General features: G+C 46.4%; 23 protein-coding genes and 1 tRNA gene. 21 read left to right on the forward strand and 3 right to left on the reverse strand.

Annotated elements, in window-relative coordinates; translation table 11 throughout:
- Window positions 1-230: 230 nt before the first annotated feature.
- Window positions 231-306, reverse strand: a tRNA-Arg gene (locus D0B88_RS11810).
- 185 nt (window positions 307-491) lie between these two features.
- Here D0B88_RS11810 and D0B88_RS11815 point away from each other — a divergent pair.
- The 16 genes from D0B88_RS11815 (at window position 492) to rpoS (ending at window position 16,227) form a co-directional block, all read left to right on the forward strand.
- Complete coding sequence (locus D0B88_RS11815) at window positions 492-1,943, forward strand: rhomboid family intramembrane serine protease (RefSeq protein WP_151057382.1); 1,452 nt, start codon at window positions 492-494, stop codon at window positions 1,941-1,943.
- The gene (locus tag D0B88_RS11820) at window positions 1,930-3,447 is read left to right on the forward strand and encodes a hypothetical protein (protein WP_151057384.1); all 1,518 of its coding nucleotides are present in this window, start codon (window positions 1,930-1,932) and stop codon (window positions 3,445-3,447) included. The genes D0B88_RS11815 and D0B88_RS11820 overlap by 14 nt, the downstream gene beginning before the upstream one ends.
- Before the next feature lie 56 nt (window positions 3,448-3,503).
- A complete protein-coding gene (locus D0B88_RS11825; RefSeq protein ID WP_151057386.1) occupies window positions 3,504-4,001 on the forward strand; it encodes a CinA family protein in 498 nt (165 codons plus the stop codon).
- A gap of 123 nt (window positions 4,002-4,124) precedes the next feature.
- Entirely contained in the window at window positions 4,125-5,168 is a 1,044-nt protein-coding gene (gene recA / locus D0B88_RS11830) for a recombinase RecA (protein ID WP_007640549.1), read from the forward strand.
- Between the two features lie 211 nt (window positions 5,169-5,379).
- Window positions 5,380-5,946, forward strand: a complete 567-nt coding sequence (locus tag D0B88_RS11835; RefSeq protein WP_151057388.1) for a DUF4136 domain-containing protein — start codon at window positions 5,380-5,382, stop codon at window positions 5,944-5,946.
- A gap of 61 nt (window positions 5,947-6,007) precedes the next feature.
- Window positions 6,008-6,481 (forward strand): regulatory protein RecX, encoded by a 474-nt coding sequence (locus D0B88_RS11840; RefSeq protein ID WP_225318348.1) that lies wholly within the window; start codon window positions 6,008-6,010, stop codon window positions 6,479-6,481.
- 252 nt (window positions 6,482-6,733) lie between these two features.
- Window positions 6,734-8,353, forward strand: a complete 1,620-nt coding sequence (locus D0B88_RS11845; protein WP_040391605.1) for a CTP synthase — start codon at window positions 6,734-6,736, stop codon at window positions 8,351-8,353.
- A gap of 72 nt (window positions 8,354-8,425) precedes the next feature.
- Entirely contained in the window at window positions 8,426-9,277 is an 852-nt protein-coding gene (kdsA, locus tag D0B88_RS11850) for a 3-deoxy-8-phosphooctulonate synthase (protein ID WP_151057390.1), read from the forward strand.
- 30 nt (window positions 9,278-9,307) lie between these two features.
- Complete coding sequence (eno, locus tag D0B88_RS11855; protein ID WP_007640562.1) at window positions 9,308-10,597, forward strand: phosphopyruvate hydratase; 1,290 nt, start codon at window positions 9,308-9,310, stop codon at window positions 10,595-10,597.
- Window positions 10,598-10,689: 92 nt separating this feature from the next.
- The gene (locus D0B88_RS11860) at window positions 10,690-10,968 is read left to right on the forward strand and encodes a septum formation initiator family protein (RefSeq protein WP_007640566.1); all 279 of its coding nucleotides are present in this window, start codon (window positions 10,690-10,692) and stop codon (window positions 10,966-10,968) included.
- 44 nt (window positions 10,969-11,012) lie between these two features.
- A complete protein-coding gene (gene ispD, locus D0B88_RS11865; protein WP_151057392.1) occupies window positions 11,013-11,723 on the forward strand; it encodes a 2-C-methyl-D-erythritol 4-phosphate cytidylyltransferase in 711 nt (236 codons plus the stop codon).
- A 39-nt stretch (window positions 11,724-11,762) separates the two neighbouring features.
- On the forward strand, window positions 11,763-12,242 hold the full coding sequence (ispF, locus tag D0B88_RS11870) for a 2-C-methyl-D-erythritol 2,4-cyclodiphosphate synthase (RefSeq protein WP_007640570.1): 480 nt from the start codon (window positions 11,763-11,765) through the stop codon (window positions 12,240-12,242).
- Between the two features lie 44 nt (window positions 12,243-12,286).
- Complete coding sequence (truD, locus tag D0B88_RS11875) at window positions 12,287-13,270, forward strand: tRNA pseudouridine(13) synthase TruD (RefSeq protein WP_151057394.1); 984 nt, start codon at window positions 12,287-12,289, stop codon at window positions 13,268-13,270.
- A gap of 105 nt (window positions 13,271-13,375) precedes the next feature.
- Entirely contained in the window at window positions 13,376-14,050 is a 675-nt protein-coding gene (locus D0B88_RS11880) for a protein-L-isoaspartate(D-aspartate) O-methyltransferase (RefSeq protein WP_191966425.1), read from the forward strand.
- A 210-nt stretch (window positions 14,051-14,260) separates the two neighbouring features.
- Entirely contained in the window at window positions 14,261-15,079 is an 819-nt protein-coding gene (locus D0B88_RS11885; RefSeq protein ID WP_151057396.1) for a peptidoglycan DD-metalloendopeptidase family protein, read from the forward strand.
- Window positions 15,080-15,225: 146 nt separating this feature from the next.
- Window positions 15,226-16,227 (forward strand): RNA polymerase sigma factor RpoS, encoded by a 1,002-nt coding sequence (gene rpoS, locus D0B88_RS11890; RefSeq protein ID WP_007640574.1) that lies wholly within the window; start codon window positions 15,226-15,228, stop codon window positions 16,225-16,227.
- Window positions 16,228-16,316: 89 nt separating this feature from the next.
- Here rpoS and glk read toward each other — a convergent pair whose 3' ends face one another.
- Window positions 16,317-17,315, reverse strand: coding sequence for a glucokinase (gene glk, locus D0B88_RS11895; protein ID WP_151057398.1), 999 nt, complete (start codon window positions 17,313-17,315; stop codon window positions 16,317-16,319).
- A gap of 332 nt (window positions 17,316-17,647) precedes the next feature.
- On the opposite strand from glk, the gene D0B88_RS11900 reads away from it, so the two are divergent.
- Together D0B88_RS11900 and D0B88_RS11905 are read left to right on the forward strand one after the other, a co-directional pair.
- On the forward strand, window positions 17,648-20,107 hold the full coding sequence (locus D0B88_RS11900) for an exo 1,3/1,4-beta-D-glucan glucohydrolase (RefSeq protein ID WP_151057400.1): 2,460 nt from the start codon (window positions 17,648-17,650) through the stop codon (window positions 20,105-20,107).
- Window positions 20,108-20,580: 473 nt separating this feature from the next.
- Window positions 20,581-21,798 carry an alginate export family protein gene (locus tag D0B88_RS11905; protein ID WP_151057402.1) on the forward strand — a complete coding sequence of 406 codons (1,218 nt, stop codon included), beginning with the start codon at window positions 20,581-20,583 and terminating at the stop codon, window positions 21,796-21,798.
- 115 nt (window positions 21,799-21,913) lie between these two features.
- Here D0B88_RS11905 and D0B88_RS11910 read toward each other — a convergent pair whose 3' ends face one another.
- Entirely contained in the window at window positions 21,914-23,194 is a 1,281-nt protein-coding gene (locus D0B88_RS11910) for a citrate synthase (protein ID WP_007640579.1), read from the reverse strand.
- A gap of 616 nt (window positions 23,195-23,810) precedes the next feature.
- Between D0B88_RS11910 and sdhC the strand changes: the two genes are divergently transcribed.
- The 3 genes from sdhC to sdhA are packed head-to-tail and all read left to right on the forward strand — an operon-like array spanning window position 23,811 to window position 26,322.
- Entirely contained in the window at window positions 23,811-24,185 is a 375-nt protein-coding gene (gene sdhC, locus D0B88_RS11915) for a succinate dehydrogenase, cytochrome b556 subunit (RefSeq protein WP_040391608.1), read from the forward strand.
- Window positions 24,179-24,550: a succinate dehydrogenase, hydrophobic membrane anchor protein gene (gene sdhD, locus D0B88_RS11920; RefSeq protein ID WP_007640585.1), complete on the forward strand. Its 372-nt coding sequence runs from the start codon at window positions 24,179-24,181 to the stop codon at window positions 24,548-24,550. The genes sdhC and sdhD overlap by 7 nt, the downstream gene beginning before the upstream one ends.
- On the forward strand, window positions 24,550-26,322 hold the full coding sequence (gene sdhA, locus D0B88_RS11925; RefSeq protein ID WP_040391610.1) for a succinate dehydrogenase flavoprotein subunit: 1,773 nt from the start codon (window positions 24,550-24,552) through the stop codon (window positions 26,320-26,322). The genes sdhD and sdhA overlap by 1 nt, the downstream gene beginning before the upstream one ends.
- Window positions 26,323-26,326 lie beyond the last annotated feature (4 nt).

Here is a 26,326-nt window from a genome sequence, read left to right on the forward strand (position 1 = left end):
GTGATGTTTAAGAACGGCATGAATTCTACTATCCAACCCTTTAAAAAGAGTGAGGTGCTTCAAATTTTGTTTGTGCCTTGGAAATTTATCGCGGTTGGGTGTTTTTAAAAAAAAACAATAAAACCCCGTATTCCGCTAGGCTTCATACAGGCTACGCATAACCGAATAAATTAATTTTTAAGCTGTGTTGTTTGGGGTGAAGCAGAAGGGAAATACTACGAAGGAAAAAATGGCGTCCCCGGCGGGAATCGAACCCACATCATACGCTTAGGAGGCATACGTTCTATCCGATTAAACTACAGGGACGTGCGGGCGGGATTATATAAACAACCTCGGCAAAAACCTATAGTTAATATTCGGTACCTTTTATTCGTTCAATAATTGGCCAATTGTTCCGGTGGAATAACGGGTTGGGTCTGCATCGACTTTGCGTGTGCTCAAGGTTAGTATTTGCGCTGGTTCACACACGCAAACGGAATGTACGATAACAAATGATCATTGTCCCTACTGAAAAGTCCCTCGATTGGCGCCATGCGCCCCTTGTGCTGTGCACCTTGGTGTTTATCAATGTGATGGTGTTTTTCCTGTACCAAAGCAGTGATACCCCCAAAATTGTGGAGGCCATTAGCAGCTATCACGCGCAGGGCTTTATTCAGGACGAGTGGCCGATTTTTGAGAAGTACCTGGAGGAGCAGGGCGATGCGCAGTTGGAGGAGTATCGCCGCCAATATGCCAAGGCCGAGTACGACTACATAATTGCCGACTTGCTGATGCGCGAGGATTTTTACCACTACTTGCAAACCAACGTGCGCAGTTACCTCACGCCGGATCGTTTTGAGCAGTGGGTTACGGAGCGGGCGCGCTTGCATGGGCTGATTCAGTCGCTCAGTTATGTCGCCAATGGTTTGCAGGCCAATAAATTATCCATCCCCAGTTTTTTAACCCACCAGTTTTTGCATGGCGACATTATGCATTTGCTGGGCAATATGTTTTTCCTGATTGTGTGCGGTTTTGCGGTAGAGGCGGCGATTGGGCATTGGCGGTTTTTGCTATTTTATTTGCTGTCGGGTGTGGGCGCAGGTTTTGCGCAGGTGGCGACGGATTGGACGAGTAGCCAGCCGTTGATCGGTGCTTCGGGTGCTATCTCAGGGGTGATGGCCATGTACCTCGCGGTGTTTCGCTTTAAGAAGATCGAATTCTTTTATTGGTTCTTCTTTTTGGTGGGTTACTTTCGCGCGCCCGCGCTGCTGATTTTGCCGTTTTATATCGGCAAGGAAATTTACCAATACCAAACCGATACCGATTCCAACGTCGCCTTTATGGCGCACGCCGGTGGGTTTATCGCGGGTGCAGTATTAATTGGTGCGGCGTGGCTGCTGAATCGCTCGCTGTTTAATGACGCTTATATTAATAACGAGCAGGGTGTAGACCCAGCGCAAAAAACCATGGCCGAGATTTATGAAGCCATCGAAAAATTCCGCTTTGAACGCGCACTGCAATTAGTGGATGGGCTTATCGCCGCGCAAGGCAATCAATTTGAGTTGGTGATGATTCGCTACAACCTGTTGAAAATTGAACGCGGTGCGGCGCTAAACCCAGCAGTGATTACACTGCTGACCTTGCCCTTACTCACACCGGAGCAGATTAAAAAACTGGAGCGGGTGTGGGTGGATAACCCGGATGTACATGAATCCTTAACTGAAAGTGCCGCCCTAAAATTAGCCATGCAATTTGCGGCGCTGGAAAATCCGCGCGCGGCGGAGCAATTGTTTATCCAACTGACGCAAAAGGGCTGCACTAATCCCGCCATGAGTGTGTTGGCGACTAAATTGGCGGCAGCATTTTTGCGCTTGCGCGATATGACTAAACGCAATCACTACGAACAACTCGCAGTACAATTCTCTACAACCACCGCACAGGGAGCCGAGCGTGCATTACTGTAAATATCATCCGCTGGACGGTGCGACTTACTATTGTGAACAGTGCAAGGTGCACCAGTGCGATCACTGCGTGGACGACGAGCCAGTGCTCGCGCGTTGTTTTGTGTGCGGTCACAATCTGGAAAGCCTGGGTTCGGGCAACAAAGCCGAACCATTTTGGCGGCGGTTGCCTGAGGCGTTTAAATATCCACTCAATGCCTCATCCATGAGTTTGATTGTGATTACCTCCATCGCTTCGGTACTGGCGATGCTCATGCCGTTTTTATGGATTTTGTCGCTGCTGCTGTATTTATTCGCTGCCGGTGCGCTGCTCAAATACAGTTTGACCTGCCTTGAGCACACCGCGCTGGGCGAGATGAAAGCGCCGGATGTATTGGATGCTTATCAAGGTGGTATTAGCCTGCTGTTAAAGCTGTTGGTGATCACGGTAGTGTTGGTGTTATTGGTGGGCGCGGCGGCGAATTACCTTGGCCCAGCCGTTGGTGGTTTGCTGGGTTTTATTGTGGTGATTTGTTTCCCGGCAATTCTGATTCGTTTTGCGCAAACGGAAAGTATGTTGGAGGCCATTAACCCTATGGCGGCGCTGGCGTTAATCGGCGCGATTGGTTTGCCCTACGGTTTGTTGATGGTGTTTATCCTGATCATGATGACCTCGGTTGGTTTGCTGCAGGAATGGATCGGCCAATTATTTCCGGCGGTGTCCTACGTGTTTCAATCCATGGTCTCCAGCTATTACACGCTGGTGGTATTCCACTTGATGGGCTACATGCTGTTCCAGTATCAAGACCAACTGGGTTACAGCGCACGCAGCGATGAAGAGGAGGAGCAACCCAAACGTGAGGCGGCAGATCGTTTAGCGGCGCAAATTCAAGTGCTGTTAAAAGAGGGCGATTACGAGCGGGTGGTGACGCTTTATTATCAAGCCTTTAAACAATTCCCCAACGATGCGCGCTTTTTTGATCAATTTTTTGAGCTGTTGTACACCTGCAAAAAAAACGCGCTGATGGCGGATTTCGGCTCGACCTATTTGCACTTTCTCAATCGCAAAAAACGCATCGACAAACTCACGCCGGTGTTCAAACAAATACGTTTGATCGCGCCGGACTTTCTACCCGACGCACCCGCACTGCGCGTACAACTGGCAAGCTCGTTAAAACAGCAGGGCGATGTTGCACTGGCGGTGAAATTACTTAACGGCATGCACAAGCAATTCCCGGATTACGCCGAATTGCCCCAGGCCTATTACTTGTTATCCACCATTTTGGAACAGCTGCCCAACATGCAAGCGCAAGCCGACAAGTGCCGGCAAATGGCGCAGCAGTTGGAGAAAATCGCCGAGCGCAAAAAGCTGGCAGCCGCTATGGCGCAGGCAGAGCTTGCGACGAACAAACCGCCCTCGGTAAAAACACCGGGGCGCAGCCCATCCGTCATGGTGACTAAAAGCGGGTTGCACTTGGAATTGGTGCCAATTGAACCGGTGAACACTGTGGAGCAGGCCGATAATTAACCGATGGATGATTAACTGGTAGATAGTTGATTCCTATGTCAGACAAAGGGTGCAAAATGCACAAATCAATGGGTGAGCTTAGTCGCGAGTTGGGAGCGTGTTTACAACGTTCTGGCTGGCGAATCGCCACCGCTGAATCCTGTACTGGCGGTGGTGTAGCGGCGGCAATTACTGCCATCGCCGGTAGCTCCGCGTGGTTTGAATACGGCGTGGTGAGTTATGCGAATGTCGCCAAACAAAAACTACTGGGCGTTAGCGCGCAAACGCTGGATATAGAAGGTGCAGTAAGCGAGGCCGTTGTTGTGGAAATGGTGCGCGGTGCATTGGCGCTTTCGGGGGCGGATCTCGCAGTGGCCATCAGTGGTATTGCTGGCCCTAGCGGTGCTACACCGGGTAAGCCGGTTGGTACTGTATGGTTTGCCTGGGCGACAGCGGCGGGTGATCTGAAAACGGATATGCAACTTATTGATGGAGATAGGGCGGCCGTCCAACATGGCGCGGTAATTTACGCTCTGGAAGGCGCTCTGGCGATGAGCAAAAAAAATACTGTATAAATTACTAGTACTGTTTGCGCATACAGCTTTTTCATGTATGCTATGTTCATAGTCAGTTGCCTAGTGGCTGACCACAAAAAGATTCTATAACCAGTTTTCACTATTGTTACGTTGAGGTGTCAGATGGATGCGAATAAAGAGAAGGCCCTGCAGGCTGCATTAAGTCAAATCGAGCGTCAATTCGGTAAAGGTACCGTAATGCGTATGGGCGACAAAGAACAAGTCGCCATTCCTGCCATTTCAACTGGCTCCTTGGGGCTGGATGTCGCTCTCGGCATTGGCGGTTTACCCAAGGGCCGTATTATTGAAATTTATGGTCCTGAATCATCTGGTAAAACGACCCTGACTCTGCAGGTTATTGCTGAAGCTCAACGTATGGGTGGGACCTGCGCATTCATTGACGCCGAACATGCACTTGACCCTATCTATGCCTCCAAGCTCGGCGTCAATGTTGAAGATTTGATTATTTCCCAGCCAGACACCGGCGAACAAGCTCTGGAAGTGACCGATATGCTGGTACGTTCCGGTGCAGTGGATGTTCTGGTTGTTGACTCAGTTGCTGCATTGACACCACGCGCTGAAATTGAAGGTGAAATGGGTGACCATCACGTGGGTTTGCAAGCGCGTTTAATGTCGCAAGCGCTGCGTAAAATCACTGGTAATATTAAAAACGCTAACTGCCTGGTGATTTTCATCAACCAGATCCGGATGAAAATTGGCGTTATGTTCGGCAACCCCGAAACTACCACCGGTGGTAATGCACTCAAGTTTTATGCTTCAGTACGTTTGGATATTCGCCGTATTGGTGCAGTGAAAGAGGGTGAGGAAGTTGTGGGTTCTGAGACTCGCGTGAAGGTGGTGAAAAACAAAGTTGCACCGCCATTCAAACAAGCTGAATTCCAAATTCTCTATGGTTCTGGCATTAACCGTATGGGTGAAGTGGTCGATTACGGCGTTAAGTTGGGCATGATTGATAAAGCGGGTGCCTGGTATAGCTATCAAGGCAACAAGATTGGTCAGGGTAAAAACAACGTGATGAAATTTTTACAGGAAAATCCGATTATTGCGCAAGAGCTTGAGCAGCGCGTGCGCACCGAACTTCTTGCTACGCCCGCACTATCTCTAAGTGCCGGTGGTGCAGAAGTGACCGATGATGTAGAAATGTAATTTGTAATGATCTGTACAAAACCCCCATCAGCAGGAATGTTATGGGGGTTTTTGTTGTCTATAAGCTCGGTTATTGTGATTTCCCTAAGGCGCTGGCAGATAGCAATTCGTAGAATGTATCGCCAAGGTGTTTGGTTTCCATTAAGCTGCGTATTAGTAAATTGTTACTGTGAATCTCACAATCGCGCTTGATAAGAGCAAGAGGTAATTTATGAAAATATCACATTGGGTTTTATTGGTAGGTGCCGTGTTTCTTGCCGGTTGCAGTTCCCAGCCTTATGTTGAAACTGATCATCAGGCCGGGTTTGATTTTGCATCATTGAAAACATTCAGTGTTGCAGAAACCAAGCAGGACTCTAAAGAAGATATCCTGATTTCACCTTTTACATTAAGTCATATACATGCGGCGCTTGAATCTGAACTGGGTAAGCGCTACCAGCAGGGTGCTTCTGGTTCAAAGCCAGACTTTATTGTCAGTTATCATGTAGTGGTTGAGGAAAAAATAGATCCTCGCAGTTACAACGATATCTATGGTTTCGGTTATTACGGCGTAGGTTATCGCTATCCACGCCCTTACTTTTTGGGCACCAATACCGGCTTGCGTGTATATAATCAGGGCAGTTTGATTATTGATATCGTGGATGCCAAAACCGATAAGCCTATTTGGCGCGGTGTATCAGAGAAACGTCTGAGTCGCAGTATGGCGCCACAACAGCAGCGTGAAGTATTGAGCAACGCTGTAGTGGAGGTCTTGGCGCAGTTTCCTCCTGTGAATTAATTGTTGTCAGTTAGTCTAATGGCCGCTTTTTGCGGCCATTTTTATTAAGGCTTTTGTTGTTATGGAAGCAGAATCACCGAAACCATCTGATATACGTTTTGCCGCCATGAATTTTTTGGCAATGCGTGAACATTCCGCTAAAGAGTTAAAGGAGAAGCTCGGGCGCAAGTATTCGGCTTGGCCATGCTTACTTGACTCGGTTATTCAAGCATTGATTGAACAAAATCTTCAATCCGATGAGCGTTTTGCTACCGCGTTTATTGCCATGCGTCAGCGGCAGGGTAAAGGCAGCCAGTTGATTCGTCTTGAGTTGCGTGAGCGTGGTATCAGTGCAGAGCTTATTGCAGCTTGTCTGGATGAGTCGGATGCCGAATGGCAATCATTAGCTTGTGATGCCCGTCGCAAGCGTTTTGGCAATCAAATCCCTCATGATCAGCGCGAGCGCGCACGGCAGATGCGTTTTTTGCAGACCAGAGGTTTTGCCAGTCGCCATATCCAACAGGCGTTTAATGCAGTCGATACGGATTATTGTTAGCGCCAATTTCTTGAATAAACACTAATCAGTTAGTGGCGAGTGCACGCTTGTTACCTGCAATTTATGTCATCCCATCCTTTTTTACTAACGTCGCTTCATACCCCAATCCCAGCTTTTCGTTGAGCCGAAAGGGGCTTTCTGTTACTCTGGCGCCCCGTCCTGAACGATAAATCCCCAAGCCTCGCAAAGAGTGCTGTTGTAGGCATTTATCTCCATATCCGCTCCGCATTTTCACAGTTAATCAGGTTTTACATGACGCGCTATATATTCGTAACAGGTGGTGTTGTTTCTTCATTGGGCAAAGGCATCGCCTCAGCTTCTCTGGCAGCTATTCTTGAGGCGCGTGGCCTTAAAGTAACTATCATGAAGCTGGACCCCTACATTAACGTAGATCCGGGGACCATGAGCCCTTTTCAGCATGGAGAGGTATTTGTCACTGAAGATGGTGCCGAAACCGATCTTGATCTGGGGCACTATGAGCGTTTTATTCGCACCAAGATGACACGCCGCAATAATTTCACCACCGGTCGCGTGTATGAGACTGTATTGCGCAAAGAGCGCCGTGGTGATTATTTGGGCGGAACCGTGCAGGTTATTCCGCATATCACCGATGAAATCAAGCGTCGCATTCTTGAAGGTGGTCGCGATGTCGATGTGGCTTTGGTTGAGATTGGTGGCACGGTAGGCGATATCGAATCGCAACCCTTCCTGGAGGCTGTGCGTCAACTCAAAGTTGAAATGGGCACGCGCGCATTGCTAATGCACCTCACTTTGGTGCCTTATATCGCCACTGCTGGTGAAACCAAAACCAAGCCGACTCAGCACTCAGTAAAAGAATTACGTTCCATTGGTTTGCAGCCTGATATTCTGTTGTGTCGTTCCGAGCGTTTGGTGGATGAAGATTCGCGCCGCAAAATTTCGCTGTTCACTAATGTTGCCGAACGCGCCGTTGTACCGCTTCCCGATGCAGACACCATTTATTCTATCCCGCGCTTGCTACAAAGCTATGGTTTGGATCAGATCGTTGTTGAATTGCTTGGTTTGCAATGCCGCGAGGCCGATCTGAGCGAGTGGGACAAGGTTGTTGAAGGCAAACTTAATCCCGTCAATTCCATCACCATTTCCATGGTTGGTAAATATATGGAATTGCTGGATGCCTACAAGTCACTCATTGAAGCACTGACTCACGCCGGCATTCATACCCATACTAAAGTTAATATTAATTACATTGACGCCGAGCGTGTTGAAAATGAAGGCGTTGGCATTTTAAAAGATGCAGATGCTATTTTGGTTCCCGGTGGTTTTGGTGAGCGCGGCGTAGAAGGCAAACTCATGGCGGTGCAATACGCACGTGAAAACAAGGTTCCGTATCTTGGCATTTGCTTGGGGATGCAATCTGTTGTTATTGAATTTGCGCGCAATGTGTTGGGTCTGAAAGGGGCTAACTCCACTGAGTTCGATCGCAATTCTCCGCATCCGGTTATCGGTTTGATTACTGAATGGATCACCTCGGAAGGTGAAGTAGAAAAGCGCGATGAGTCATCTGACCTTGGCGGCACTATGCGGTTAGGTGCTCAGGAGTGTCGCTTGGTTAGCGGCTCTAAGGCACGCGATATTTATGGTGCAGATGTGATTGTTGAACGCCATCGTCATCGCTATGAAGTAAACAACAATTATGTTGATCAGTTGCAAAAAGCCGGTCTAAAAATTGGTGGTTGGTCAGCGGATGATACCTTGGTGGAAATGGTTGAAATTCCCGATCACCCCTGGTTTGTCGCATGTCAATTCCACCCGGAATTTACGTCTACACCACGCGACGGGCATCCACTCTTTACTGCGTTTGTAAAGGCGGCACTGGCTAATAAGAAATAAGCGGTAAGGGCGCAATTTATTGCGCCCTTACTTTTATCTGCAAGAAATATCCTGCGTTAAAAAGGAATAGATGTGTCACAACAAGTCGTAAAAATTGGCAATTTACAAGTTGGGAATTCACTCCCTTTTGTTTTGTTTGGCGGAATGAATGTACTTGAATCCCGCGATATGGCTATGCAGGTTGCCGAGGCATATGTAGAGGCAACTGGCAAGTTGGGTATTCCCTATGTATTTAAAGCGTCCTTTGACAAAGCGAATCGATCCTCTATTCACTCGTACCGTGGTCCGGGTCTGGAAGAGGGCCTCAAAATATTTCAGGAAATCAAACAAACCTTTAATGTTCCGGTGATCACTGACGTTCATGAAATTGATCAGTGTCAGCCAGTGGCGGATGTCTGTGATGTAATTCAGCTGCCGGCCTTTCTCGCGCGTCAGACGGATTTAGTTGTCGCTATGGCGAAAACCGGCGCAGTTATTAATATTAAAAAGCCGCAGTTTTTAAGCCCGGGTCAAATGAAAAATATCGTCGAAAAATTTGGCGAATGTGGCAATGAGCAAATTATTTTGTGTGATCGCGGCACTAACTTCGGTTACGACAATTTGGTGGTTGATATGCTCGGTTTCCGCACCATGCGCGAGGTGAGCGGTAACGCACCGGTTATTTTTGATGTAACCCATTCCCTGCAGTGTCGCGATCCCATGGGCGCAGCCTCCAGTGGTCGTCGTCATCAAGTAGCCGAATTAGCGCGTGCCGGTATGGCGGTGGGGCTGGCAGGTTTGTTCCTTGAGGCGCACCCTGATCCTAATAACGCAAAATGTGACGGACCTAGTGCGCTACCACTGGATAAACTCATTCCATTTTTGCAGCAAATGAAAGCAATTGACGATTTGGTGAAAAACTTTCCACCACTCGACATTAACTAATTTTTTGGAAATCTACTCTGGAGAAGATGAATGACTAAAATTGTTGATATTAAAGCCTTTGAAATTTTGGATAGCCGTGGCAACCCCACTGTAATGGCAGAAGTAATTTTGGATGATGGCTCAATTGGTTCTGCAACTGCACCGTCTGGCGCGTCTACCGGTTCACGCGAAGCATTGGAATTGCGCGATGGTGACAAATCACGCTACTTGGGTAAGGGTGTTTTGAAGGCTGTTAACAACATCAATACCACTATTAAAAATCTGGTAGTGGGTATGGATTCATTGGATCAGCGCGCGCTAGATAATGCCATGATCAAAGCTGATGGCACCGACTTTAAAACTGTGTTGGGTGCAAACGCAATCTTGGCAGTGTCCTTGGCAAACGCCAAAGCAGCTGCAATCTCCAAAAAAGTTCCACTCTATGCACATATCGCTGACCTGAACGGTACTCCAGGTAAGTACTCTATGCCTGTGCCTATGATGAATATCATTAACGGCGGTGAGCATGCTGATAATAACGTGGACATTCAGGAATTCATGATTCAGCCCGTTGGTGCAAAAACCTTTGCTGAAGCATTGCGTATGGGCGCGGAAATTTTTCACACCCTGAAAAAAATCCTGCACGATCAAGGCTTGAGCACTTCTGTTGGTGACGAAGGTGGTTTTGCACCAAACCTGCCATCCAATGAAGATGCACTGAAAGTGATTTCTACCGCTGTTGAAAAAGCCGGTTACAAGTTGGGGGACAACGTTACTCTGGCATTGGATTGCGCATCAACTGAATTCTACAAAGACGGTAAGTATGATCTGGCTGGTGAAGGCCGTGTGTTCACTACCAACGAATTCTCTGATTACCTCGCTGATTTGGCCGCTAAATACCCAATCATCTCTATTGAAGATGGTAAAGACGAAAGCGATTGGGCTGGTTGGGCTGACTTGACACAAAAAATTGGTCACAAAATCCAATTGGTGGGTGATGATTTGTTTGTTACTAACACCAAAATTTTGAAAGAAGGTATTGATAAGAAAATCGCTAACTCCATCCTGATTAAGTTCAATCAAATTGGTTCGCTTTCAGAAACACTGGATGCGATCAAAATGGCACAGGACGCAGGATACACTGCGGTAATTTCTCACCGCTCTGGTGAAACTGAAGATACCACTATCGCTGATTTGGCGGTGGCAACTGCTGCTGGGCAGATCAAAACTGGTTCTCTCTGCCGTTCAGACCGCGTATCCAAGTACAACCGTTTGCTTCGTATTGAAGCCGAATTGGGTGCTGCTGCTCCTTACAAAGGCCGCGCAGAATTCAAGTCGTAATCTGCGTGAAAAAACAAAGGCCGAATCATCGGCCTTTGTTTTTAGTGTGTTGATGAATTATTTAATGTCTCAGGCAATATTTGATTGAACTTATGAAGTGGCTGCTGCTGGTGCTGATAATTTTGCTGAGCTATCTGCAATACAGATTGTGGATTGGTGACGGCAGTCTTGCGCATGCACATCGGCTGGAAAATGAGATTAAACTACAGCAAGCTGAAATTGATCGCATGCGTGAGCGCAATCGCATTCTTGATGTTGAAGTGGAAGAGCTAAAAACAGGCTTGGACACTATTGAAGAGCGCGCACGTAATGACATTGGTCTGATTAAAAAAGACGAAACTTTTTTTATTATCCTCGATGACGAAAAATAATTTTTTATCAACCTGGATAAAACCCTCTACACAGATTGCATTCAATGACAGTATCTAATCAGCAAGCCCCTGCTTATTGGGTGGTAGTGCCTGCCGCGGGCATTGGTGCGCGTATGGGTGCTGATTGTCCCAAGCAATATCTTCGGCTGTTAAATAAAACGGTTATAGAGCATACCTTGTCCCGGTTATTGGCCGTTCATGGCGTTGCTGGTGTCTATGTGGCATTGAGTCCAGATGATACCTATTGGCGGCAGTTGCCTATTGCCAATCATCCCGCCATTTATGATGTTGCGGGTGCAGCAGAGCGTGCTGGTTCAGTCCTGAATGCATTGGTTGCGTTAACCTCTGTGGCGAAGCCATACGACTGGGTTTTGGTGCATGACGCCGCGCGTCCTTGCATTACACCGGTGGATATTGAATTGCTCATTCGCGGTGTGGCGGATCATCCCGTTGGCGGTATTCTTGGGGTGCCCGTCAGCGATACCTTAAAAATGGTCAGCGATGGGAATATCCTGTCTACAACTGATCGTCGTGCTTTATGGCAAGCGCAAACTCCGCAAATATTCCGTTTGGGCTTATTGCATGATTGTTTGCAGCGTGCATTAGTTGAAGGTAAAACTATTACGGATGAGGCATCCGCGCTCGAGGCCTTTGGCTATAAGCCGTTGATGGTGAAAGGTCGCAGCAGCAATATAAAAATTACCTATCCTGATGATTTGGCAATTGCCAGTTTTTTATTGCAACAAAATACCTAGTGTTATGTAGTTGTTTTTAGCAGGAATTAAAATATGTCTATGCGTATTGGTCATGGTTACGATGTTCACGCGTTTGGCGATGGCGATAAAATTGTTATAGGTGGTGTTGTTATTCCTCATCAGCGGGGTCTGATCGCCCACTCTGATGGTGACGTGTTGTTGCACGCCTTGTGTGATGCCTTGTTGGGGGCGGCGGCCCTAGGCGATATTGGTAAGCATTTTCCTGACACTGATATGCAATACCGCAATATTGATAGCCGTGCACTGTTGCGTATGGTTTATGCAAAGCTCAATCAACTGGGCTGGAAGTTGGCCAATGCAGACATGACCATTGTTGCTCAAGCTCCACGCATGGCAACCTACATTCCCCACATGGTTGAAACCATTGCAGCTGATTTGCACGTGGATTTGTCGCAAATCAATGTCAAAGCCACCACCACCGAGCGTTTGGGCTTTACCGGGCGCGAAGAAGGTATTGCTTGTTATGCGGTTGTTCTGATCGAAAAGAACAATCACTAATCGAGCTATTGTTATAGCCTCACCTATTATTTACGGATTATGTTTTGACAGAATTTTCGTTGGATTTCCCGCGTGCATACGGCGAACTGAATGCATCGGCTATTTTTCGTGATCAACCGGAAGACTTTAAAGTGGATGAAGACTTGGGCTTCGAACCACTGGGGACGGGTGAACATGTTTTTCTGCAAATATTAAAGCGCGGTGAAAACACGGCGTGGGTTGCCGGAAAAATTGCCGAGCTGGCAAAGGTTAATATTAATGATGTTGGATATGCTGGCCGCAAGGATCGCCATGCAGTGACCACCCAATGGTTTAGTGTTTATATGCCAAAAGGTATTGAGCCGGATTGGATCTTGCTTAACAGCGATACGATTTATGTGATTCGCGTTGCGCGCCATCAGCAGAAGCTGCGTCGAGGTGATCATCGCCAAAATTATTTTGTAATTCGTTTGCGCGATCTTCAAACAGATAGTCGTCCTGTATTGGAACAAAAAATTCATCAGGTGCTAACCTTGGGCGTGCCCAATTATTTTGGCGAGCAGCGTTTTGGTTTTAATGGTAATAATTTGATAGAAGCCGATGCAATTTTGGTGGGCGGTAAACGTTACAAAGACAAACAAAAACGCGGGTTAATGTTATCTGCCGGGCGCTCCTATTTGTTTAATCAGGTTCTCGCTGTGCGAGTTGTTGCAGGTAATTGGTGTGATCTTGTATCGGGCGATCCCGAACCTCAATCATCCGGCCCCTTGTGGGGGCGCGGTCGCTCATTGGCAAGCGATGAGTTATTGGCGTTTGAACAAACAGTGTTAGCTGATTGGCAACAATGGTGTGATGGGCTGGAGCATGCCGGATTGTCGCAAGAGCGACGACCTTTGCGTTTGCTTCCTGCAAATGCCCAGTGGCGCTGGATAGAAAACGATTTGGAGCTTTCCTTTTCGTTGGCTGCCGGTGAGTTTGCCACTGCTGTTTTGCGTGAGTTAGCGCAGTTAACTAATCGCTCACAGGACTCACTTATCGAGTTGGAGTAGATGAGCGATCATTGAAACGCCGCTATGGTATAGTTGCCCGCTTTGTTTAAACGATTTTACATTGTGCCCAATGGGTTAGTTGTAGGTGATGGAGGGGATCTGGCGATGACAGACTTATTGATGCAAGGTGTAGGTATGACCTCGCTGCGCACCCGTGAGCGTCTCATTCAGCGTTTACGCGACCAAGGCGTAACGAATATGCGCGTCCTGGATGTAATGTTAAATACCCCGCGCCATATCTTTCTGGATGAGGCTTTGGCTCATCGTGCCTATGAGGATACAGCCTTGCCAATCGGGCACGGGCAAACCATATCCCAGCCTTACATTGTGGCGCGTATGACAGAAGTGTTACTGGGCGCTGCGGGCGGCAATTTACAGAAGGTACTTGAGGTGGGTACGGGGTCCGGTTATCAAACCAGCGTCTTGGCGCAACTTGTTCCACAGGTTTACAGCGTTGAGCGGATAAAACCACTGCAAGACAAAGCCCGCGACCGATTGCGTCAATTAGGTTTGCGCAATGTGCAAATGCGTCATGCCGATGGCGGGTTTGGCTGGCCGGAAGCTGGTCCTTACGATGGTATTATCAGTACTGCTGCGCCTCAGGCAATTCCGGATGAACTGTTAAAGCAATTGGCTCCGGGCGGTGTTCTCGTAATTCCGGTTGGGGGCAGGGAGCAGCAGCTTCATCTTGTTATCCATGATGCGGAATCCGGTAAATTTGTGACCCGGATTCTTGAGCCGGTAAAGTTTGTCCCGTTTCTATCGGGGACTGCGCGGTAGTGGATTGCTGAATTGATTCATAAGGTATTCAGAGTGCGGTGGGTATCTTGGATCTTTTTTCGCAGGAAAAGCTTTGGATTTACGTGAACCTTCGCTCTTTTCTCCTGTGTATTTATAAAAATATTAGATAATTTTAAAATAAATTTAATTTATTAACTCCAAAATGGCATAAAAGAGATTGAAAAATAACCATGATTATTGAGTAATTCGATGCCAAAGCTTGCATTTTTTTCCTCAAGATTACTTATAAATTTGTTCGTTATATCGATCAAAATTTGCTTGCTAACTGGTTGCTTAAGCAATCATTCTGCACCTGTTGAAGATAAGTCACGTACCAATATCAAGCGCCCATTGGCACATGTTGTGATTCCCGGTGACACACTGTTTTCTATCGCATGGCGTTATGGCCTAAAATATGAAGCTCTCGCAAAGCACAATGGAATCAATGCTCCCTATCTAATTCGCCCATCTCAAGTCATTCGGTTAGACATTGCTGCCAAGGCGCAGAGCAACCAAGGCTCGCGCACCCAGGCTACTAACTCCAGGAAAATGTCACCTACTAAAAACACCCGGTTCGTTAGTGTCCCCAAGTCAACTAGTAAAATAAAACAAACAGTTGTGACTGCGTCCGATAAGCCAAATAGTCAGCTTTTAGGTGCACCACAGTGGCGTTGGCCCACTCAAGGTGCAATTTTGTCATCCTTTCAAAGTAACAGTGGTTTAAATAAGGGTATTGATATTGGTGGCAAATTGGGAGAGCCTGTGCTTGCAGCAGCTTCAGGAAAGGTTGTTTATTCAGGAAGCGGGCTGCGCGGTTACGGCAAATTGCTCATTATCAAACACAATGAAACCTTCCTGAGCGCGTACGCACACAACAATGTTTTGCGAGTAAAAGAAGGTGATTTTGTTAAAGCTGGGCAAACAATTGCCGAAATGGGTTCTAGTGGTACCGATAGGGTAAAACTTCACTTTGAGATTCGCCGCGATGGAACGCCTGTTGATCCAATGAAGTTTTTACCGCGTCGTTAGAAAAATGTCATGTTCATGAGTTAAAACGGGAATTCATGAATGACTCTTTATCGTGGAGAAATCCTTAAGAGTTACAGCTAGGGCGAGCTGGGTGATTCATAAATACAAGCCAGCCGGTTAAATAAAAATTGATTAAGGGGCTGAAAATGACTTTACATAATAGTGATTCAACGACTTTAGATCGTGATGATACTTTCATAGCACAAGACATTGATATTGAAGATGCAGAGCTTTTGTTGGCGGAAGAAGATGATGTGCCCAAGCCTTCAATGTCCAGTGCTAGCGAACGAATTATTGATGACAAGTACAATAAAACCCTCGATGCCACCCAGATCTATTTAAATGAAATTGGATTCTCCCCTTTACTCAGTGCAGAAGAAGAGGTTTATTTTGCCCGCAAAGCGCTTAAAGGCGATGTCGCTGCGCGTAAACGGATGATAGAAAGTAACCTTCGGTTAGTTGTTAAAATTTCCCGTCGTTATGTTAATCGTGGACTTGCCTTGCTGGATTTAATTGAGGAAGGCAATCTTGGGCTTATCCGTGCCGTAGAGAAGTTTGATCCAGAGCGTGGTTTCCGCTTTTCGACTTATGCTACCTGGTGGATTCGCCAAACTATTGAGCGTGCAATCATGAATCAGACGCGCACAATTCGTTTACCCATACATGTTGTAAAAGAGTTAAATATTTATCTGCGCGCAGCGCGTGAGCTTTCTCAAAAGTTGGATCATGAGCCAACACCCGAGGAAATTGCCAATCTTCTGGAAAAGCCAGTGGCAGATGTCGAGCATATGCTAAGCCTTAATGAGCGGGTGACATCTATCGATGCCCCAATAGGGAATTCTTCTGATCGTGCAATTGTTGATACTATTGCAGATACCCACGTCTCTGATCCTGCCGCATTGCTACAAGATAGTGATTTGACTACCAGCTTGGATCATTGGTTAGATGAGCTTACAGAGAAGCAGCGCGAGGTGTTAGCACGCCGTTTCGGATTAAGAGGGTACGAGGTAAGCACCCTTGAGGAAGTGGGTCACGAAATTGGCTTGACTCGCGAGCGCGTACGTCAAATTCAGGTTGAGGCGCTTAAACGTTTGCGCGACATAATGGAGAAGCAAGGACTAGATAGTACTGCGCTTTTTAGTGTGTAAATTACTTCGATGAAGTGCTGTTTTATTTAAAAAAACAAAAAGCGGAACTGATAAGGTTCCGCTTTTTGTTTATGTGGTTCGTAATCTATTTATTTCAGTGCGTCAGTATTATTGATTAACCACGCTGCAGAACCAACCAAGGCGGCTTTATCATTAATAATTAGCTTTATGGATATGTCGCTAACGTAACCTGTCATTGGGCCTTTGTTTTTATAGCGCTCCAGAAAGTGCGATTCGGGCAGTAAGTCAACCAACTTTGGAGTAATGCCCCCGCCAATTACTACGCCGCCTTTGGCTCCCAGCGACAGCGCTTTATCACCTGCGACTTCTCCTAGTACATCACAAAAAGTCAACACCGCTTCGCGGCAGAGTGGATCTTGATTGGCGATGCCTTTCGAGCTCACTTCAGCGGGGGTGTAGGGCATTGCATCGACCCCTTCGTTATGCGCAAGTGCTCTATATAGGGTAACAAGTCCGCCACCAGAAAGAATATTTTCAACTGATACGTGATTTTGCTCTTTCAGGAGGAAGGCTTTGATATCAAGCTCTTTCTCGTTTGTGGGGGCAAAACTGGCGTGACCACCTTCTGTTGGGATAATTCGCCAGTTATTTTGGTCTGGAACAAGCGCTGCCATGCCAAAACCTGTGCCCGGCCCCATAACAACAATTGGAGCATCAGTATTGGATTTATGGGAATCGTATAGCGTGACCAGCTCGTTTTCTTCAAGGAACGGCACTGCATAGGCGAGAGAGGCAAAGTCGTTGATGACGTGCAATGTTTTCATTCCCAATTGATCCCGCAAGCCATCAATAGAGAACTTCCAATTAAGGTTGGTCATGGATGCCTGGCCATTTTCGATAGGACCTGCAATTGCAAGGCACCCATAAGCGGGAATCTCAACGCCAAACTCACTGCAGCAAGCCTTGATCATTGTGGCCATATCTGGATAGTTGGCGCATTTGAGAGTGATTTGGCGTTCTGCCGTATAATTGGTCTTGCCATTGATGCGATTTTTTTCAGCATCAAACTCGACCAGACCGAAACGACCGTTAGTGCCTCCGATATCAGCAACCAGTAACAGGCTCATGCGACTCCTCAGCTTCTTTAATATTAAGAAGACTAGATTGTTATAGATGGTGTGTTAGAACTGTAATATTTCTTGAGCGCGGGAGAATAACATTAAACTTAATTTGCGGAAATTCACTTTTAAATTGTGAGTCGAAAATGGATGTTATCGCGTTTTATTGAGTGGTTTTTTAAGCATATACAGCCCTACTTACATTGCTCTTTACACTATAAATATTACTTAGGCTGTTGTTTTTGGCGTTATAACTGTTGTTTTGTTGACAGCGCTGTCATTAATGGGTAGCGTTCTCATCGGTTTTTTATTACATATATGTTTTTCCGGAGGTTGTAGAAGTGCAGTGGCCAAGTATCACTAGCAAGGTAAAAAAAGATCCTGTTCTCGAAGCAAAAATTGATCACATTCTTGGTGATTTGAGTTTGGAAGAGAAAATAGGGCAAATGATCCAGCCGGAAATCAGGCATTTAACTCCTCAAGATGTGAGGGATTTTCATATCGGCTCAGTGTTGAATGGCGGCGGTTCGGTTCCCAATGGTAATCGCTATTCAAAAGCTGCAGATTGGCTGGCTATTGCTGACGCCTATTATCAGGCATCTATGGATGATAGTGATGGCTATATGGCTATTCCTATCATGTGGGGAACGGATGCGGTACATGGTGTTGGAAACATTGTTGGAGCAACACTATTTCCTCACAATATTGCATTAGGTGCGACCAGAAATACGGAATTAATTAAAGAGATTGGCAATATTACCGCGACAGAAATCGCAGTAACCGGATTGGATTGGGATTTTTCCCCAACAGTGGCTGTCGCCCGTGATGATCGCTGGGGGCGTACTTATGAATCTTATTCGGAGCATCCGGAGCTGGTTCGTGATTATGCCGGAGTGATGGTTGAGGGGCTTCAAGGTGAAGCGAGCAGTCAGGGTTTTTTGTCTGCCTATAAAGTCATATCTACAGCCAAGCATTTTATCGCTGATGGAGGGACTCATAATGGAATAGATCGGGGCGATTGCCTGGCTGATGAGGAAACCCTGTTTCGGGTTCATGCTGCAGGTTACTACAGCGCTATAGAGGCTGGTGTTCAATCAGTGATGGCTTCCTTTAATAGTTGGCACGGCGTGCATATGCACGGTCATCAATATTTGTTGACGCGGGTGTTGAAAGAGCAGATGGGGTTTGATGGGCTTGTGGTTGGTGATTGGAACGGCCACGGATTTGTCGCCGGTGCGACAGTTTTAAATTGCCCGCAGGCAGTAAACGCTGGATTGGATATCTTTATGGTGCCAGATCCTGAGTGGAAGCAGCTTTATAAAAATACACTCGAGCAAGTCAAAACGGGCGTTATTCCATTGTCCCGTATTGATGATGCTGTGCGACGCATTCTGCGAGTGAAATTGCGTGCAGATCTTTGGCAGAAAGGGCTTCCATCCAAGCGCCCTTTGGCTGGTAAGGATGAATTACTCGGCGCCCCCGAACATCGTGCTGTAGCACGTCAGGCTGTCCGTGAGTCCCTGGTATTACTAAAGAATAAAAATAATATTTTACCGCTTTCCCCCCGCTTAAATGTGCTGGTTGCAGGTGATGGTGCGGATAACATCAGCAAACAAACGGGCGGTTGGTCCGTGAACTGGCAGGGCACCGGCAATACTATGGCTGATTTCCCCGGGGCTACTACGATCTGGATGGGCATCGACGCCGCAGTTTCTGCCGCAGGCGGTAAAGCAATATTGAGTGTGGATGGTGCTTATGATCAGAAGCCTGATGTTGCAATTATTGTTTTTGGTGAAGACCCCTATGCAGAAATGCAGGGCGATATTCAACACCAATTATTAAAGGCTGGTGATACGCGCGATCTTGAATTACTTAAAAGGTTGCAGTCGCAAGGTATTCCCGTCGTATCCTTATTTGTTACCGGTCGTCCTATGTGGATTAACCGGGAGTTAAACCTCTCTGATGCATTTATGGTTGTTTGGCAGCCGGGAACTGAGGGAGCTGGTGTAGCCGATGTTATTTTCACTGGTATTAACGGTGAGCTGAATCATCCAGTGAAAGGGAGATTATCATTTTCGTGGCCCAAGCGTCCTGACCAGGGGCCACTCAACTGGGGTGATGAAAATTATGAACCATTGTTTGTTTATGGTTTCGGCTTGGCTTACGGCGAGCTGGATTTGTTAAAGGATAATTTGCCCGAGGAGGGCATTGCTCTTGAGGAAAGTTCCAATGTATTGGAGCTGTTTAACCGGCGCCCTCTGGGTGCTTACCAAGTAATGCTTGAAGGGAAAAATAATGACCGTGTGCTTTTAAACGGGAATATTGCTAGTGTTTCAACGCTCAGTGTTAGTTGTGTTGATCGCGATGTACAAGAAGACGCGCGCAGGGTTATTTGGAATGGGGAAGGTGAGGGCTTGGTTGCAATTTCTAACCAAAATCGCCAGGTGTTGAGTAGTTATTACGAGTCTAACTCATCGTTGCTGTTTGATGTGAAAGTCGATTCGGCTCCTGAAGATCAAGCATGGGTTCGGATTGGTTGTGGCCCATCCTGTTATTCTCAGGTTGAAATAACGAGGGAGTTGCGTGAAATTGCTGGTGGAGGTTGGAAAACGCTATCGGTTGATTTGATTTGTTACCCTGATGCAGGTACAGATTTTGGGTTAAAAAGAACGCCTGAAGAGTTGTTCGCACTTATTCTTGAACCTTTTGCATTGGTCGCCAATGGTGCTCTCGACTTGACTTTTTCCCATGTGAGAATAGAAAAGTCACGTGCACAAGGTGGTTGTGTTCGTTTAGTATAGGTTTGTAGTATCGCCTCTAAAAGCCGCGCATTTTTGCGCGGCTTTTTTTTGTAAAAATAAAGTGCTTGGTGAAAAAAATCATTCGTGCTTTGACTGTGTGCGTGCCTTAAAAACGTGGTGCATTATTTTGTTCCATATGGGGGCGTCAATTTTTGGTTTTTTGCTTGGAAATGGCGCCACTTAAAATTACTCGTCACCATTAAAGTGCGCGATAAAAAAGTAATTTCACGGGTAGTAATTTTTTTAAAGTTTCATATCTCTTTGATTAATAGCAATTTATTGATGCCATTCCATCTTTTTTCGGCTGTTGGCACAAGACTTGCGCTAGTGGATATCAGTCAACATTCCTGTTGGTGCATCAGGGTTTCACTGGAAACTTTTTAGTGCACAGCAATGTGTAAGTTGCATTGCTAATTTGCTAGGAATGCTACTCATGGCTAACACACATCTACTATGTCTTTGGAGAAGGCTCTATGAAAAAAAATACACTTCATCTTTTGGTTACTGCGGTAAGTTCGTTGGTTTGCGGTGTTCCAAGTGTTTCGGCAAAAACATTTACAGAGTCAATGCAACAAGGCAGTGTAGTAAAAGTAAATTTTCGCACCCGCTTTGAGGATGTTAGTGAAGATGGGCTGAAAGATTCCGATGCGTTAACTACTCGCTCTCGTCTCTCTTATCAGTCTGGTGCATGGAATGGTTTCGGATTTTCTGCCGAATTTGATGATGTTACCGAGCTTACTAATGATGTTGATTATCGTACTGCTCCATCGGGTGATGCGAATAATCCGGGCACTGCAATTATTGCTGATCCAGAAGGGACAGAAGTGAATCAAGGATTTATCTCATACACCAATTTTAACAATCAAGTTAAGTATGGTCGTCAGCGCTTGATTTTAGATAATGCCCGTTTTGTCGGTAACGTGGGATGGCGCCAGAACGAGCAAACTTATGACGGTGTATCTTGGACAAATAAAACTATTCGTTATACGAATTTCACCTACGCCTATATCAAAAATGTGAATCGTGTATTCGGTGAGGATAATCTCCTTCAGGGCGATCACAATCACAACAGTCATGTGCTTAATCTGAGCTACACCGGCTTTGATGCGGGTAAATTAATTGCTTACGCATATTTGTTGGATGTGGAAAACCCAATTGCTGCAAAAGGTGCAAGTAGTGATACCTTTGGTTTGCGTTGGCAAAGTGCTACTCATGGTATGTTTCAATATAATCTAGAGTATGCAAAGCAATCTGATGCTGGTGCTCTTGGGCTATTCGATGCTGAATATTTACTTGCAGAGGGGACCTTGAGTGTATCTCGTTTTGCATTTACGGGAGGCTATGAATTATTGGGTTCCGATGATGGCTCGTACGGTTTCGCAACTCCCTTGGCAACCCTGCATGCATTTCAGGGGTGGGCAGATAAATTTCTTGCAACTCCTGCTGCAGGCTTGGAAGATAAATATTTGAAAGTTGGATTTACCGCAGTTGGGACACAATTTTTACTGGGGTATCACAAATTTGATTCAGATACCGGCAGTCTGGATTATGGTGATGAAATTGATTTCAGTGTTAGTAAAAAAATTGGTTCAGTAGTTTGGACTGCAAAATATGCAGACTTTGCCATGGGTGATGTCGCTGCCTACAAGGACACTACAAAGTTTTGGCTAATGGCTGATTGGAATTTTTAATTTCACAGTGCAAATATCACCCAATAAAAAAGCCTGCTTTGTGCAGGTTTTTTTATTGGATTTGTAGAATACAAAGAGCCGCATAGAGCGGCCCTTTGCATTTACAGCATAGCAATTACTTGGTTGGGTAATCGCGCTTTGGACTGCCGGTATATTGTTGGCGTGGACGACCAATTTTATATGGCCCGCTTACCATTTCATTCCAGTGGGAGTACCAGCCTACTGCACGTCCCAGTGCAAAAATCACGGTGAACATTTCGGTTGGTATACCGATTGCCTTCATGATGATGCCTGAGTAGAAATCAACGTTGGGATAGAGTTTCTTGGAGATAAAGTAGGGGTCTTCCAATGCAATCTGCTCAAGGCGCTTGGCGATCGCTAGCAATGGGTCATTTTCCAATCCCAGCTCGGCCAGCACTTCATCGCAAGTTTGTTTCATTACTTTGGCGCGTGGGTCAAAGTTTTTGTAAACGCGATGGCCGAAACCCATCAGCCGGAAGCCGGAGGTTTTATCTTTGGCGCGTGCAACGCAGGCTTCAATATTGTCTACAGTGCCGATCTCTTCCAGCATCTCCAAAACGGCTTCGTTGGCGCCGCCATGAGCGGGTCCCCACAGCGTTGAAATACCTGCAGCTATGGCTGCGAACGGGTTTGTGCCAGAGGAGCCTGAGAGGCGCACAGTAGAGGTCGATGCATTTTGCTCATGGTCAGCATGTAATATAAAAATACGATCCATAGCTTTTGCAATAGTCTTACTTACATTCGGAGTTTTGCCTGCAGTGCCGAATGTCATGTTCAAGTAATTTTCGGCGTAGCTCAAGCTGTCATCCGGAGCAATAAACTCTTCACCCTTGCGGTGCTTGTAAACCATTGCGGAAAGGGTTGGCATTTGGCCAATCAGTCGGTAAGCGGTCAGCTTGCGGCTTTCAGCATCGGTAATGTTGATTTCATCGTTGTAGACCGCAGCCAGCGCAGCAACAGCACTGCACAAAATCGCCATGGGATGTGATTCGCGCTTAAAGCTTTTGATGATATTTGCTACAGACTCATCTACTGCTGAGTGTTTTTTGATTTGGGCGGTAAATTCTTCTTTTTGATTCGGGGTTGGCAGTTCGCCGTTCAGTAAGAGGTAGCAGGTTTCAAGATAATCAGAGGATACAGCGAGTTGTTCGATTGGGTAGCCGCGGTGAAGGAGCACGCCTTCATCACCATCAATAAATGTAATACTGGATTCGCATGAGGCGGTGGACATAAAGCCCGGGTCGAATGTGAAGAAGCCATTTTTGGTGATGCTGGTAACGTCAATAACGTCTGGTCCGATAGTACTGGCGTAGATGGGTAACTCAATCGTTTTATCAATGCCATCAATCGTGAGTTGTGCTTTCTTGTCAGTCATTACTGACTCCTGTGCTTACTGATTTGGACTAAAGGCTTGAGTGAAGCATGTTTCGCTTTACTCAACGAATAAAAACCGTAGGTGGCTTTGCTTTCTATATAGCTCTGCTTTTAACAGCTTTTTAGGCCGGCTACTTTTTATGGACTGGTCAGCTGCATCTATTGTGAGCTGATGGTGCCGATTGCGAGCGGCATTATAGATGACTTAATTGTTAAGGCGAAAGTTTTTGGTGCGGCTCGGCGGTAAATTTAGCTTCTTTTTTGGGGTTAGCTGATGTTGTACATCTTTGTCTGGTGATTCTTCGTATGGCACTTGCGGGTGGGTTGCATTGTTATGATGCATTAATCATTTTAATGCTTTAAATGCGTGCGTTTTTTGAAAAATTATCTAGATAAATCATGGTGTTGTGTAAAAATTCCGTTAAAAGATTATCCGCTTTGTGAATGCTGTATTTGAGGGGCTTAATCGGTGGCTTTTTGTTTGTGTTTCCAGAGGTCAATCTCTATAATGCTGCGCGACTTGCAGGGCGCACTGCACTTTTTTATCTCTTAATAGATACAAGGTGCGATGCTTACTCTTAAACCTGCCCGCGATGGGCAATAAGGTGATCTAGACCGTGAAAAAGAAAAGACCTGTCAACCTACATATTACATTTGCTGCACTTCCTATCACTGCTTACGTTTCTATTCTTCATCGCGTCTCTGGCGTTTTCCTTTTTGCGGGTATTGCACTCCTGTTATGGATGCTCGACTCAAGTACTGGCTCACAAGAAGGTTTTAACGCAGTAGCGGCACTCACTTCCAATCCTGTATTTAAAGCGATTTTATGGCTTGTTTTGGCTGGATTGGCTTATCACATGGTGCTTGGAATTCGCCATTTGATTATGGACTTTGGTGTGGGCGAGTCGCTCAAAGGCGGCAAGCTAGGGGCTAAAATTGCGCTGGCTATTGCCATCGTGTTGATCGTATTGGTGGGGGTATGGGTATGGTAACTTCAGTAACCAGTTTTGGGCGCAGCGGTCTTTACGATTGGTTGATCCAGCGTATTGGTGGTGCTGTTATGGCGGCCTACACCATTTTCATCGTTGCTTACTTGGCATTAAACCCTGATTTGACCTTTGAGCAGTGGCAATCCCTTTACAATCAGTTGTGGATGCGTGTTTTTACTCTTGTCACTCTTCTTTCTTTTATATCCCATGCCTGGATTGGTTTGTGGGCCGTACTGACTGATTATTTAACCACTCGCATGTTAGGCTCCAAAGCAACTTTCTTGCGTATATTTGCCCAGATGGTCCTGGGTGCTGTTGCAGTGACTTATCTCGTTTGGGGTATTCAAGTAATTTGGGGTATTAACTGATGGCTACTATGCGCACGATTTCGTTTGACGGTATTGTAATTGGCGGTGGCGGCGCTGGTATGCGTGCCGCACTGCAATTGGCTCAATCTGGCTATAAAACAGCTGTAATTACTAAAGTTTTTCCTACTCGCTCACACACTGTATCTGCCCAAGGCGGGATTACCTGTGCGATCGCAAGTGCTGACCCGAATGATGATTGGCGCTGGCACATGTACGACACTATCAAAGGTTCTGACTATATTGGCGATCAGGACGCAATTGAGTATATGTGTTCTGTGGGGCCAGAAGCGGTATTCGAATTAGAGCATATGGGATTGCCGTTCTCTCGTACCGAAGAGGGTCGAATCTATCAGCGTCCTTTCGGTGGTCAATCAAAGAATTTTGGTGAAGGAGGGCAGGCAGCGCGCACTTGTGCCGCAGCAGACCGCACCGGTCATGCTCTTCTGCACACCCTTTATCAAAACAATATCAAAAATCAGACTGTATTTTTAAATGAATGGTTTGCTGTTGATTTGGTAAAAAATCAGGATGGTGCAATCGTCGGTGTTATAGCAATTAATATCGAAGATGGCGAAACCGTTTATGTAAAAGCGAAGGCAACTGTATTGGCAACAGGTGGTGCAGGGCGTATTTATGCATCAACGACCAATGCACATATCAATACTGGTGATGGCGTAGGCATGGCATTGCGTGCTGGTGTCCCGGTACAAGATATTGAAATGTGGCAGTTCCACCCCACTGGTATCGCGGGTGCTGGCACATTGGTAACTGAAGGTTGTCGCGGTGAAGGTGGTTACTTAATTAATAAGCACGGTGAGCGTTTTATGGAGCGCTATGCGCCTAACGCCAAAGACTTGGCTGGCCGCGATGTGGTTGCACGATCAATGATCCTGGAAATCATTGCTGGTAATGGTTGTGGTCCCAATGGCGATCACGTGTTGCTGAAGCTTGATCATCTGGGTGAAGAGGTTCTGGAAAGCAAGTTGCCAGGCATCTGCGAACTCTCGCGCACTTTCGCCCACGTCGATCCTGTTTATGCCCCCATTCCTGTGGTGCCAACTTGCCACTATATGATGGGCGGTATCCCCACGAATGTTAATGGACAAGCGTTAACAGTTGATGCCAACGGTAATGATGTGGTTATTGATGGTTTGTTCGCTTGCGGTGAAGTGGCTTGTGTATCAGTGCACGGTGCTAACCGTTTGGGTGGTAACTCATTACTTGATTTGGTTGTATTTGGTCGTGCGGCTGGACTGTATATCGAGAAAGCATTACGCGAAGGTATCGAGCATCGCGATGCAAGCGAGGCCGATATTGAAAAAGCCATGGCGCGCCTTAACAAAATTAATACATCTACATCAGGCGAGAGTGCATCTGTATTACGTAAAGAATTGCAGACAATCATGCAAAACTACTTTGGCGTTTTCCGCAAAGGTGAGTTTATGCAGAAAGGTATTCAGCAATTGGCTGAGCTGCGTAAGCGTATTGAGAATGTTTCGATTACCGATAAAAGTAATGCATTTAACACGGCGCGTATTGAAGCCTTGGAATTGCAAAACTTGCTGGAAGTGGCTGAAGCGACTGCTATTGCCGCCGAAGAGCGCAAAGAATCCCGTGGTGCTCATGCCCGTGAAGACTTCGAAGATCGTGACGATGCCAATTGGTTGTGTCACTCAATGTATTTCCCCGGCGAAAAGCGGGTTGGCAAGCGTGCGGTGAATTTTAAACCGCGCACTATGGAAGCGTTCCAACCCAAAAAACGTACCTATTAATAAC

The organism is Cellvibrio sp. KY-YJ-3 (assembly GCF_008806955.1).
GTDB lineage: Bacteria > Pseudomonadota > Gammaproteobacteria > Pseudomonadales > Cellvibrionaceae > Cellvibrio.